This is a genomic window from Arthrobacter sp. GW822-FHT05G07 (assembly GCF_058799755.1).
Window position 1 is genome coordinate 26,114 of the sequence record NZ_JBXALT010000013.1, and the last position, 11,463, is coordinate 37,576.

The 11,463-nt window shown below is 63.3% G+C and carries 11 protein-coding genes; 4 read left to right on the forward strand and 7 right to left on the reverse strand.

Annotated features, from left to right (window positions below):
* Positions 1–163: 163 nt before the first annotated feature.
* Positions 164–1,048 carry a helix-turn-helix transcriptional regulator gene (locus AC1RJY_RS20290; RefSeq protein WP_011776571.1) on the reverse strand — a complete coding sequence of 295 codons (885 nt, stop codon included), beginning with the start codon at positions 1,046–1,048 and terminating at the stop codon, positions 164–166.
* Positions 1,049–1,214: 166 nt separating this feature from the next.
* Here AC1RJY_RS20290 and AC1RJY_RS20295 point away from each other — a divergent pair, with 166 nt between their 5' ends.
* Positions 1,215–2,597, forward strand: coding sequence for an MFS transporter (locus tag AC1RJY_RS20295; RefSeq protein WP_498603197.1), 1,383 nt, complete (start codon positions 1,215–1,217; stop codon positions 2,595–2,597).
* Between the two features lie 85 nt (positions 2,598–2,682).
* On the opposite strand, the gene AC1RJY_RS20300 is transcribed toward AC1RJY_RS20295, so the two are convergent.
* The 3 genes from AC1RJY_RS20300 to AC1RJY_RS20310 form a co-directional block, all read right to left on the reverse strand.
* Positions 2,683–3,552, reverse strand: a complete 870-nt coding sequence (locus tag AC1RJY_RS20300) for a class II glutamine amidotransferase (RefSeq protein ID WP_498603122.1) — start codon at positions 3,550–3,552, stop codon at positions 2,683–2,685.
* 20 nt (positions 3,553–3,572) lie between these two features.
* Positions 3,573–4,973, reverse strand: coding sequence for a glutamate decarboxylase (gene gad / locus AC1RJY_RS20305; RefSeq protein ID WP_498603123.1), 1,401 nt, complete (start codon positions 4,971–4,973; stop codon positions 3,573–3,575).
* Positions 4,974–5,079: 106 nt separating this feature from the next.
* A complete protein-coding gene (locus tag AC1RJY_RS20310; protein ID WP_143711672.1) occupies positions 5,080–5,325 on the reverse strand; it encodes a hypothetical protein in 246 nt (81 codons plus the stop codon).
* Between the two features lie 274 nt (positions 5,326–5,599).
* Between AC1RJY_RS20310 and AC1RJY_RS20315 the strand changes: the two genes are divergently transcribed.
* Both AC1RJY_RS20315 and AC1RJY_RS20320 read left to right on the forward strand, forming a co-directional pair.
* Positions 5,600–6,448: a PRC and DUF2382 domain-containing protein gene (locus tag AC1RJY_RS20315; RefSeq protein WP_498603124.1), complete on the forward strand. Its 849-nt coding sequence runs from the start codon at positions 5,600–5,602 to the stop codon at positions 6,446–6,448.
* Positions 6,449–6,562: 114 nt separating this feature from the next.
* A complete protein-coding gene (locus AC1RJY_RS20320; protein ID WP_014923170.1) occupies positions 6,563–6,763 on the forward strand; it encodes a hypothetical protein in 201 nt (66 codons plus the stop codon).
* On the opposite strand, the gene AC1RJY_RS20325 is transcribed toward AC1RJY_RS20320, so the two are convergent.
* Positions 6,732–8,591, reverse strand: coding sequence for a glycoside hydrolase family 15 protein (locus AC1RJY_RS20325; RefSeq protein WP_498603125.1), 1,860 nt, complete (start codon positions 8,589–8,591; stop codon positions 6,732–6,734). The genes AC1RJY_RS20320 and AC1RJY_RS20325 overlap by 32 nt on opposite strands.
* A gap of 95 nt (positions 8,592–8,686) precedes the next feature.
* A complete protein-coding gene (locus tag AC1RJY_RS20330) occupies positions 8,687–9,352 on the reverse strand; it encodes a TetR/AcrR family transcriptional regulator (RefSeq protein ID WP_014923168.1) in 666 nt (221 codons plus the stop codon).
* 117 nt (positions 9,353–9,469) lie between these two features.
* Between AC1RJY_RS20330 and AC1RJY_RS20335 the strand changes: the two genes are divergently transcribed.
* Entirely contained in the window at positions 9,470–10,522 is a 1,053-nt protein-coding gene (locus AC1RJY_RS20335) for an NAD(P)-dependent alcohol dehydrogenase (RefSeq protein ID WP_498603126.1), read from the forward strand.
* Positions 10,523–10,569: 47 nt separating this feature from the next.
* On the opposite strand, the gene AC1RJY_RS20340 is transcribed toward AC1RJY_RS20335, so the two are convergent.
* Positions 10,570–11,463: a dihydrodipicolinate synthase family protein gene (locus AC1RJY_RS20340; protein WP_498603127.1), complete on the reverse strand. Its 894-nt coding sequence runs from the start codon at positions 11,461–11,463 to the stop codon at positions 10,570–10,572.

An 11,463-nucleotide genomic window follows, 5' to 3' on the forward strand; every position in this document is an offset into this window, starting at 1 on the left:
TCTCGGCAGCGACCACGTCGTTCCTGCGGCCCCTGGGTGTGCTTGACCCTGCGATGTTTCTGTCTGCCATGTCAGCTCCTTGTCCGGATGCCTGGGCTTTGGCCTTTCATAGTCAAGCAAAACATCCTCATCAGCGAGAAAGCAAGGAGGCTTACTATTTTTCTCAGCGGTCGATTTCAGCCGCGCTGCGCAGCGCGCCTTCGAAATCACCCGCACCTTGGAGAAGCTGCAGGGCCGCCGCTCCCGGAGATCCCGGGTCTGCGGCATAGAGGAGGACCCGGTGCCCGGACTCATCGGGCGGCGTAAGTACCTCGAAGTTCAGCTCCAGATGACCCACTTCCGGATGCTGCATGTATTTCACTCCGGACATGCAGTTCTCCACTGGATGCTTGGCCCAGAGCTTCGCAAACTCCTGGCTCTTCAAAGTGAGCTCACCAACCAGGGCAGCCAGTTCCTGATCATCGGCGGACTTTCCTGCCACAAGGCGCAACGACGCTACTGCACGGCTGGCCTCCTCTGGCCAGCGCGTGTACAGCTCCCGTGTGTGGGGGTCGAGGAACAACAGCCGGGTCATGTTGGGACGCGAGGACGGGGTCTCCGGGGCGGCGTATTCCAGGTGGCCGGCGACGAGCCGGTGCCCCAGGGCATTCCACGCCAGCACTTCACTTCGGCGACCCAATACAACGGCCGGGGTACCGGACATGGACTGGATCAGTCGCAGGGTCCCGGGCCGCACTTTGTCCGGTTTGAACGGCATGCGCCGCTTCGCCTTTCCGGGGCGCGCCAAGTTGAAGAGGTGCGCGCGCTCGGCCTCGTCAAGGTTCAAGGCACGGGCGATCGCACCGATCACGGCTTCTGAAGCATTAGTGCTGAGGCCCTGCTCCAACCGTGTGTAGTACGTGGTGCTGACTCCGGCGAGCATGGCCAGTTCCTCCCGTCGCAGGCCAGGGACGCGCCGGATGCCGTAGTTCAGAACGCCGACGTCATCTGGCTGCAAGGCTGCCCTCCGGACGCGAAGGAACTCCCCAAGTTCACTGTGTGTACCCATGCCCCCATTGTTCATGTGCTGGCCGGCATTGTCCTGTCACTGCCAGTGGTACCCACAACGGGGTGTGGTTGCCAAACACGAACACGGCCACGCTGGGGGCATGCCAACATCCAACAAAATCAGTCATCCCCACGTCGAGCCAGTAACAGGCGTAGCCAAACAAGGCATGACCACCAGGCAGCGGCTGGCGCTCATTGTCCTCCTGGCTGCGAGTTTCACGCTGGCAGTGGATTTCTCCATCCTCAACGTCGCCCTGCCTGCCATCGGCTCAGACGTGGGCTTCTCGCTGGAGCACCTCCAATGGGTGGCAACGGCTTTTGCCCTGTGCGCAGCCGGCCTCACGTTGCTTTTCGGGCGCGTAGCGGACCTGGCGGGACGCCGGAGGATGTTCCTGATCGGCATGGCACTGCTCGGGGTAGCTTCCCTGGCTGGTGGCCTCGCCACTGAACCGGCGTGGCTGCTGCTGGCAAGGGTTGGCCAAGGCATCGCGACAGCCATGGTGGTACCGGCTGCGTTGTCGCTGTTGCTGGTTTCGTTCCCGGAGGGCCCTCTTCGGGACAGGGCACTCGGGCTCAACGGCTCCCTGATGGCTGCCGGATTCACCACGGGGGCAATCCTTGGTGGGCTGCTGACCGAGCTCCTGAGCTGGCGGTGGGCGTTCTTCATCAATGTTCCCGTTGCGGTAGCAGTTCTCCTCATCGCACCCGTTGTACTCGCCGAAAGCCGACCATCGTCCAAGGTCCGGCTCGACGTTCCCGGCGCCATCACGGTCACACTGGGCTTGCTCACGTTGGTGTTCGGCCTTACCCATGCCGCCGAACACTCATGGACCGAGCCTCTGACGCTAGGTGCGCTTGCGGCCGCCGTCGTTCTCTTTGCCGTGTTTGCCAGGGTTGAAAGCCGTGCCCCGCACCCGCTGGTGCCCCTCGGCATCCTCAAGCGTCCAAGTGTGGCGTGGGGCAACATCGCCGGGGTTCTGGCGTTCGTCACCGAGACGTCGCTGGTGTTCCTGCTGACCCTGTACCTGCAGCAGGTCCTCGGCTATACGCCGCTCGCGGCGGGTCTTTCCTTTGCCGTCCTGGGCCTGGGCACCGTCCTCGGCGGCGTGCTGGGGCCAAGAGTGATCGCGAGGGTGGGCAGCAAGAGGGCAATCGTGTATGGGTTTGTGGTTCAGGCAGTGGCTACCGGAGCGTTGGTGTGGCTGAGCTCAGATCCGGCGTCCTTAGGGCTGTTGCTGGTGGCGACATTCATTGGGGGTGTCGCCAACCTGGTGGTCATCGTCGGCTTTATGGTGACCGCCACGTCCGGGCTGCCCGACTCTGATCAAGGAATGGCCACGGGTCTGGCCACCATGAGCCAGCAGATCGGCATCACCATGGGCATTCCGGTGATGAGCGCGGTATTCACCGCCCAGCTGGTGGCTATCGGCGCATCGGACGCTCCCGCCGTGCTCAGCGGCGTCACGGTGGCGGTGGGGGTGAATGCGGCCATGTGCGTCGCGGCTGCCGTGGCCGTTGCGGTGTTCCTCAGGAAGCCGGCTTCCGCCTGACGCCGCGCAAAGGCGACAAACGCACGACGGCGGAAGGTCGCCGTCGTGCGTTTGTCGCGTTGGGAACGGACTGCAGAAGTGGCGGTCAAGGCTGTTGCGACGCCGCCGCGGTCGGTTCAAGATCGGCGAGCGTGAGCAGACGCGCAGGAGCATCCGGGAAGGGCGCAGTGGAGGTGACGGCGAGATCCCGGCCCACGTGAACCAGCTCGCCGGATTCCATGGGCCGCCAGCCGGGGTTCGGGTCCATGGGTTCGGTGGCGAAGAGGACATGCGGAGAACGGGAGAGCTCGGTGCTCTTCGAACGGATTCGCTTGCTTCGAGCATCCAGCGGGGCGGACGGATCAGGTGCCGCAGTTGGATCCCTTTCCAGCACATACAAGGGGTGGGTGGCCGGGTACCTCAGCGCCCACATGTCGGTTGCGGTGGTGAGGATGAAGTTGAGGCTGAAAACGGGTAGATCCCTGGCAACCCAATTGATGGCCGCCGCGATACCTGCCCCCACGTCCCCGTCGGCCCGCCTCGTTTCCGCCGTGATAAGCGCGAAAAGGCGTTCGCTGTCCGACTGACCCAACACCAGGTCCATCACGCCGAGCTTGTTGAGGCGCTGGTCGAGTTGGTCCAGGCCGTGAAGAACGCCGTTGTGCGCAAACAGCCGCCCGTCCTGCTCGAACGGGTGCGTGTTGACCATGGTGAGCGCGCCAGTGCTGGCATACCGCACGTGGGCCAGGAACGTTGTGCTCTTCAAGTCCCTCGCTTCACGGGCGAAAGTGTGGTCCTCCCATGCGGCCAAAGGCTGTTTGGCCACGTGCGCCTTGCCGGCAGAATCGAACGTGCCTATGCCGGCGCCGTCGGGCTCCCGCCGGCTTTGCGCGGAAAGGCTGTCCGGGGCGTCCAACAACCAGAAGGTGGCCCGCACCGGCCGGGGACCGGCGTGGAGCCCGAAGAGACGGCACATACCAACTTCCCTTCCAGTGCTTAGTGGTGAAAGCCCTCTGACTGCTTGTCGGTGGGCATCGGCGCCGTGAGACTGTCGAGGTAGTCCACTTCCTTCTTGAGGTCAGCCAGGAAACTGGAGGCGAGGTCGCGGGTGAAACCGTTGCGGACCACGATCCTCTGGACCGTGACGTCACTCAACCCGTCAGGGAGGGGGTACGCGGGAACCAGCCAGCCGTTCATTCTGAGCCGTTCCGAGAGATGGTGCAGGTTCCAGTGTTCCGTGTGGCCGTCGCTGAGTTGCCACGCGAATACCGGAATGTCCGAGCCGTCGCTCCACAGGGTGAACGCGTCCATGGCACCGATTTCGCTGGAGAGGTAAAGGGCCACATCCCGTGACGTCGCTTGGACGGACCTGTACCCGGCAAAGCCAAGGCGCAGGAAGAGGTAATACTGCAGCAGCACTTGGGCGCCGGGCCGTGAAAAGTTCAGCGCAAACGTGGGCATGTCCCCGCCGAGGTAGCTGACGTGGAAGATCAGGTCCTCGGGGAGCGCCGCCGCGTCCCGCCACACCACCCAGCCCAGTCCGGGATACACCAGCCCATATTTGTGGCCGGAGGTGTTGATCGATGCGACGCGGGGGAGCCGGAAATCCCACACCGTTTCAGGTTGCAGGAACGGTGCCACCATGGCTCCGGAAGCCCCGTCCACGTGGATGGGAATGTCCAGTCCATGGCGGGCCTGGATCTCGTCCAACGCGTCCGAGATGAGTTCCACAGGCTCATACTTCCCGGTGTAGGTGACACCCAGGATGGCGACCACGCCGATGGTGTTTTCGTCCACGTACTGGTCCAGGTCATGGCCATCAAGCGTGGGGTGCTCGGCTGAGACCGGGACAAAACGGGGCTCCACATCCCAGTAATTGCAGAACTTCTCCCAGCACACTTGAACGGCGGAGCTGAGGATGAGATTGGGTTTCTCCGTGGACTTGCCCGCTGCACGCCTTGCGTGTTGCCACCGTCGCTTCAAGGCTAAGCCACCCAGCATGCAGGCCTCCGACGATCCGATGGTGGAGGTGCCGATGCTCTTCTCGGGATCCGGAGCGTTCCACAGATCCGCGAGCATCCGCCAGCAACGGGTTTCGATCAGAGCCGTTTGGGGGTACTCGTCCTTGTCGATCATGTTCTTGTCGAACGTCTCGGCGTAGAGCTTGGAGGCTTCCGTCTCCATCCACGTTCCAACGAAAGTGGCCAGGTTCAGCCGCGAGTTGCCGTCCAGCATCGCTTCATCGTGCACAACCTGGTAGGCCGTGGCCGGTAAGGATTCACCGTCCGGCAGGGTGAAACGGGGAAAGATGGTGGATTCTCCGGGCCTGCTGAACAGGGGATTGAGTTCGACGGCGGTGTCCGGTTCATGCTGTGACGCTCGGTGGGATCTGCTCATGGGCCAGCTCCTTGGAAATCGTCCGCTCGCGGCGGGGCGCAACCTGTCTTTGGCTCACGCTACCCGGGACGGCCCGCCCACCCAAGCTCCGCAGACCAAGTGGAGATTAGTCGGGGATCTCCATCTGGAATCCGCACTCGTCGCAGTGCAGAACCCTGGTGCTGAGGTAGACCTCCAGCTCAGGGTCAATGGATTGGCCGGTGGTTTCGACCATAAAAACGTGTTGCTTCCCGAGGCCTGCATGCATGGGAACTCCGCAGTGGAGGTAATGGTTGCCGAGCTGGAGGAGGTGGAGCGGAGCGGGCGCGGGGGTTTGGCTTGGAAGGGGGAAGTGTTCTGGCTGAGCAGACATGATGAACCCTGGCGGGAAGGGAGAATGGATACCTTTGGGCACAAGTACTGATTTCTCCGCTTCGAGCCTACGGGCCAGCGGGCAGTGTGGCAAGCGCCACTCATTCTCCATAATTAGGGCTTGCCAAGCAAACACTAAGCATGCTTACTGTATTGGTGTTCCTTAAAGTCGACGGGTTGAAACTTGCTCCCCGCTCCGGCATCCGGAAACCACGCCCGGTGATGCAGCCCGCTTGGCACTCCACAGTAAGAGAACCGCATTCCAAGGAGACATCATGCTCGCGAGGGAAAACATTGACCGTCTGATGGGCCTCAACGGAAACGTCCGCACCACTGAAGGTGACAAGGTGGGCTCCATCGGCACGTTTTACACCGACGATGACACGGGTGAACCTACCTGGGTGACCGTCAAGACAGGTCTTTTCGGCAGTTCGGAATCGTTCATTCCGCTTCAAGAAGCCACAGTCGAAGGCGACGATGTGGTGGTCCCGTTCAGCAAGGACCACATCAAGGACGCACCGCGTGTTGCCGAGGACGGGCACTTGGATCCGGGCGAGGAGAGTCGCCTGTACAACCACTATGGACTTGAGGGCGAGAGTGGCTTCAGCGGTCACGATGACTACGCCGGCACCACCACCGGAACAGTGGGGACTGCAGGCACAACCGGCACCAGGGACACGGTGGACAGGGACGCCGTGGATACGGACGCCAGCTACACCCGGGATACGGACGCCAGCCGCGGCGATGATGCCATGACCCGTTCGGAAGAACGGCTGAACGTGGGCACGGAGAAGCAAGCCACTGGCCGGGCGCGGCTGCGCAAATACATCACCACGGAGAACGTCACCACCACGGTTCCGGTGCAGCGCGAGGAGGTCCGCCTGGAACGCGAGCCCATCACGGATGCGAACGCCGGGGACGCCATGTCCGGGGCGGAGTTGACCGAGAGCGAACACGAGGTCACCCTCCATGAGGAGCGGCCCGTGGTGCAGAAGGAAACCGTTCCGGTGGAGCGCGTACGCCTGGAAAAGGACACCGTCACTGATGAAGTCCAGGTGGACGAGGAAGTCCGCAAGGAACGTATTGAAACTGAAGGAACCGGTACGGGCGAGACGCGCCGCTAGTTGCATGGTGTGAGGCCCGCTCTGCGCCCCAAAAACTCGGAAGAGTGCGCAGGGCGGGCGTCACAACGTCCGCTGAGCTATCGCTGACGAACTGGTGATGGGACCATTGTTTGTATGGGCGAACAAGAGAATGTGCAGCCCGCCGCGCCCTTGGGCGCAGCGTCAGAAGATCGGGGTGACCCGAACACACAGCAGATGCGGACCGTCGGCCAGCGTCGGCGTGAAGCCGAACGCAAGCTGGACCTCCACTTGGAGGAAGCGAGCCACAAGGGCGAACCATCAGCTACCGAAGGCGAGGATCATTCCGAAGGGTAGAGCCGCTGGCCCGGCCCGGATGTTTGGGTCTATGGAGCGGCGTGTCACTGCTGTGGGCTTCACCCTGGTGAAGCTGCAGGGCACTGTGAATCAGCGGGAAATGGCTGAAGGCTTGCGGAGTGTTGCCGAGGTGCCGCTGCGTCCGCGGATCCCACTCCTCGCTGAGTAGGCCCACATCGTTGCGGAGGCTGAGCAGCCGCTCAAACAGCTCGGTCGCCTCGTCGGAGCGGCCGATTCCCAGCAGCGCATCCACCAGCCAAAACGAGCACGCCAGGAAAACGCCTTCGTCGCCCGGAAGTCCGTCATGTCCGGACTGCGTGCGATACCGAAGGACCAGTCCGTCGTCAGTGAGTCCCCTCTGGATGGCGTCCACAGTTCCTGCGACCCGCGGATGCCGGTGCGGCAGGAAGCCGACGCGCGGAATCAGGAGGAGGCTCGCGTCCAGTTCCGTGCTGCCGTAGGACTGGACGAAGGTGTTGAGTTTCTCGTCGAAGCCCTTGGCCATGACGTCCGCATGGATCTCGCTGCGGAGGGCGGACCACCTATCGGCAGGGCCGGGCAAGCCTGACGTTCGAACGGCTTTGACCATTCGATCAGCAGCCACCCACGCCATCACCTTGGAATGGGTGAAGTGCTGCCTCGGGCCGCGCATTTCCCACAGCCCGTTGTCCGGCTGGTCCCAAGCCCCTTCCAAGAACTCCATCAAGGCGACCTGGATATCCCAGGAGCTATCCACGCTGCCATCAGGGGAGGCCGCCCGGGTCAGCGAAAGCCCGTCCAGTACTTCGCCCCACACATCCAATTGAAGCTGCGGAGCGGCGGCGTTTCCGGTGCGGACGGGCAGTGAACCTTCGTAACCCGACAACCAAGGGATGTCCGCTTCCGGGAGTCTCCGGGCGCCGTCGAGCCCGTACACAATCTGGAGTTCTGACGGGTCACCGGCGATAGCGCGCAGCAGCCAGTCGCGCCAAGCGGAAGCTTCCTCGGTGTAGCCCGCTGCGAGCAGCGACTGCAGGGTCAAAGTGGCATCCCGCAACCAGCAATATCGATAATCCCAGTTGCGGGGTCCGCCGATTTGCTCGGGCAGGGACGTTGTCGCAGCAGCCACGATGCCGCCTGTGGGTGCGTACGTCAGCGCCTTGAGGGTGATCAGGGACCGCTCCACCGGCTCCTTGTATTTGCCCGTCATTTCGCTGCGGCCGATCCATTCCAGCCAGAACGCCTCCGTCGCCTCCAGCGCCCGCAACGGATTAATCCGGCGCGGCTCCCGTTCGTGGCTTGGTGCCCAACGCAGCACGAACGGAACGCGCTCGCCGGCGCGGACAGTGAATTCGCTGACGGTGCGTTTGTCCCGGCCCACCAAGGGTGCGGGGGTGGTGAGGTAGGCCGAATCGGGGCCGGCCACCGCGCTGATGCCGTGCTCGCCGTGCCGGACCCACGGCACCACCCGGCCGTAATCGAAGCGCAGGACCAGTTCCATCTGCATGGTGACCTCGCCGGACAGTCCTTCGACGATCCGCACCAGATCCACGGCGTCGTCGCGGACGGGCATAAAGTCGATGACCCGGACCGAGCCGCCGTCCACTTCCCATTCCGTTTCCAGGATGAGGGTGTCCTCACGGTATTGGCGCCGCGTGCAGTTGCCACCCTCCGGTGTCCCGGCGGGCGCCAGCAGCCAGCGGCCGGCCTCAGACGTGTGCAGCAGTGCGGCGAAGCAAGCAGGGGAGTCAAAGCGCGGCAGGCACATCCAGTCGATGGAACCGCTGCGCCCCACCAGGGCAGCCGTGTTCAGGTCCCCGATGATTGCATAGTCCTCGATCTTGGCCATGAACTCAGCTCCCTCACTCGGCGTCGGCTATGCCTGACCGTACCGCGTCGGCCTGAGTGCCTCCAATGAGACTCGCAGCTCCAGTCGGAAGGCCTCTACTCCTCGCCGGCTTTCAGTCGGTGGAGACCGTCAAGGATGAGGTCCAGGCCGAACTCGAACTCGTCGCCAAAGTCGTAGCCGGGTTTGAGGACATGCTCGACGGCGATCTCCACCATGCGCGGATACTCACCCGTGGCGAAACGCTCCATGATGGGGTTGGTGATCTCGGCCGCGGTGTCCCGCCCCTCGAACGGAAGGGCTGCTTCCTGCAGGGCGAAGCCATAGATGTAGCTATCCAATAGGGCGTAGGCGTGTGCTGTCAGCTGGACGGAGAACCCGGCCTCCCTCAGCGTTGCAAGCGTTGCTTCATGGTGCCGCAGCGTGGCAGGTCCCGGCGCGGACCGGCTTTCGAGCAGCCCGACTGCCCACGGGTGGCGCCTGAGTGCTGAGCGCACTCCGCGGGCCCTTCGCTGCATTTCCTCGCGCCAGTCCCCTTGCGGTGCCGGCAGCTCGATTTCGCTGAAAACCATGTCCACGATGCCGTCCAGGATCTCGTCTTTGTTGGCTACGTAGTAGTAGAGGGACATGGGCTTGGTTCCCATGCTTTGGGCAAGCGTACGGATGGTCAGCGCGGCCAATCCGGACTCGTCGGCGAGTGCAACCGCGCACTCCAGGACTCGTTCCCTGCTCAGGGGCAGGCGCTGGGATGCTGCGGTGGTCACGGGATCTCCCTCGGTTCGATGCTGCCCTCTAGCGGTTTAGTACAGTGTACGGTAGCGTATTTAGTACAGCGTACGAAAGACTCGTCAGGCACAACACCGCACTAGAAAGGTCCGGCCATGACCACTGGTCAGCAAGCCAAAGAATCGCGCCGTCACAGGGATCAGTCCCTGCCCGGTCCCACTATGCGGGCCATCGTCCAGGAAGCCTATGGTTCCGCCGATGTCCTGCACGAGGCTCAGGTCCCTCGCCCGGCCATCGCGGACAACGAAGTACTGGTGAAGGTGCGAGCTGCCGGGCTCGATCGGGGGACGTGGCACGTCACAACCGGCCTGCCGTATGCGCTGCGCTTGGCCTACGGTTTCCGGGCTCCGAAAAACCCTGTTCCCGGGCTGGACCTCGCTGGCGCCGTGGAAGCCGTGGGCGCGAAGGTGACCCGGTTTGCGGTGGGTGACCACGTCTTCGGCTCAGGGAAGGGAACTTTTGCCGAGTTCGCCGCTGCCCGAGAAAAGCAGCTCGCCCTCAAGCCCGCCACTATCAGCTTTGAGCAGGCAGCGGCAGTGCCAGTGTCTGCGTGCACGGCACTGATCGCTGTGCGCGCCGGCGGCATCGATCCCGCGGCTGGGCGGATGCCGAAGGGGCAAAAAGTCTTGATTACCGGCGCCTCGGGCGGTGTGGGCAGCTATGCGGTGCAGTTTGCTAAAGCGGCTGGCGCTGAAGTCACGGGTGTGGCCAGTACGGCCAAAGTGGAGCTGGTTCGAGCCCTCGGTGCAGACCGGGTGATCGACTACACCAAGCAGGACTTTGCTGACGGCGCTGAGTCCTACGACGTCATTATCGACATCGCAGGCAATCCTTCCGTTTCCCGTCTTCGCCGGTCGCTCACGTCAACGGGGACGGCCGTGATCACCGGTGGGGAGGAAGGTGGCTCATGGACCGGCAGCCTGGACCGGCAATTCCGCGCTGTGGCTCTTTCCCCGTTCATTCGCCAGCGGCTCACCATGGTCGTGGGCACCCAAACTGCAGCGGACCTGGAATATCTTGCCGAACTGTTGGAATCGGGAACCATTGCCCCGGCCATCGATCGCGTTTATCCGCTGGCCGAGGTCCCGGACGCAATGCGGTATCTCGATGCCGGTAAGGCCCGCGGAAAGGTGGTCATCGCCATCTAGGCCTGGCAGGATTCCCGAATCAGGATTATTGCGCTGGATTTCTTGCGCTAGGTTCCCAGGCCAAGCTCCTCGATGACCCCGGCAACGCGGGCCCGCTGCTCAGGGCCCAGGCCTTGGATGGGTAGCGGCAGGCTCTTGGTGGAGGCCAGTCCCAGCTGTTCCGCGATGGCGGCGACAACTCTCAGGCTTCCACCAAAATCCGCAAAAAGTTGCCACAAGGGCGCAAGGCGCTCGGACTCGGAGGCCGCTTCACCGGGCCGTCCGTTGATGGCAGCATGTGTGATGCGTTGGGCGATGCCGGGCAAGGTTCCTCCGATCACCGAATACCAGGCGTCGCATCCAGCGCTCAATCCGGCGGCAGCGTTGGCATCGCCGGAAATGCCGAGGGTCACGTGGTCCGGCACAAGTGATCGGATCTCCCGCACCCGTTCCTCCAGGTGCATGGTGTTCGGGCTGCCCGGAATCTTAATGGAGGCAACCCCGGGCAATTGGGCAATGCGGCCGTATAGCCCTGGGTGAAAGGTGAAGTGGGTGGTGGCGGGGTTGTCGTAGACGATCACCGGAAGGGAGGAGTGGAAGGTGACGGTGTGAAACAGTTCGAACACGTCATCCTCGGTGAGCGGTTGGTACGTCATCGGCGCCAGCAACACCCCGGAGGCGCCCGCTTCTTCGGCAGCCTCGACGTTGGCCAGGACGTGCGAGGTGCGGAGAGCCCCCACACCCACGAAGACAGGGACGCTCCCGGCGTGCCGAACGGCGAGGTGAGCCACGCGGCGTCGTTCTTCATGTGTCAGGTAGGCATACGAGCCGGTGGATCCCAGTGCGGTGATGGAGTCCACGCGTGCATCACGCAGGCGTTCGATGAGTCCAACGTAGGACCGTTCGTCCAGGGAGTCGTTGGTGAGCGGCGTCAAGGGGAAGGCGCTCAGTCCTGTGAACAT

Coding starts and splice junctions, on each gene's coding strand:
- AC1RJY_RS20295 (WP_498603197.1), top strand. CDS start 1,215: ATGACCACCAGGCAGCGGCTGGCGCTCATTGTCCTCCTGGCTGCGAGT.
- AC1RJY_RS20335 (WP_498603126.1), top strand. CDS start 9,470: ATGACCACTGGTCAGCAAGCCAAAGAATCGCGCCGTCACAGGGATCAG.
- AC1RJY_RS20315 (WP_498603124.1), top strand. CDS start 5,600: ATGCTCGCGAGGGAAAACATTGACCGTCTGATGGGCCTCAACGGAAAC.
- AC1RJY_RS20310 (WP_143711672.1), bottom strand. CDS start 5,325: ATGTCTGCTCAGCCAGAACACTTCCCCCTTCCAAGCCAAACCCCCGCG.
- AC1RJY_RS20300 (WP_498603122.1), bottom strand. CDS start 3,552: ATGTGCCGTCTCTTCGGGCTCCACGCCGGTCCCCGGCCGGTGCGGGCC.
- AC1RJY_RS20340 (WP_498603127.1), bottom strand. CDS start 11,463: ATGTTCACAGGACTGAGCGCCTTCCCCTTGACGCCGCTCACCAACGAC.
- AC1RJY_RS20325 (WP_498603125.1), bottom strand. CDS start 8,591: ATGGCCAAGATCGAGGACTATGCAATCATCGGGGACCTGAACACGGCT.
- AC1RJY_RS20290 (WP_011776571.1), bottom strand. CDS start 1,048: ATGGGTACACACAGTGAACTTGGGGAGTTCCTTCGCGTCCGGAGGGCA.
- AC1RJY_RS20320 (WP_014923170.1), top strand. CDS start 6,563: ATGGGCGAACAAGAGAATGTGCAGCCCGCCGCGCCCTTGGGCGCAGCG.
- gad (WP_498603123.1), bottom strand. CDS start 4,973: ATGAGCAGATCCCACCGAGCGTCACAGCATGAACCGGACACCGCCGTC.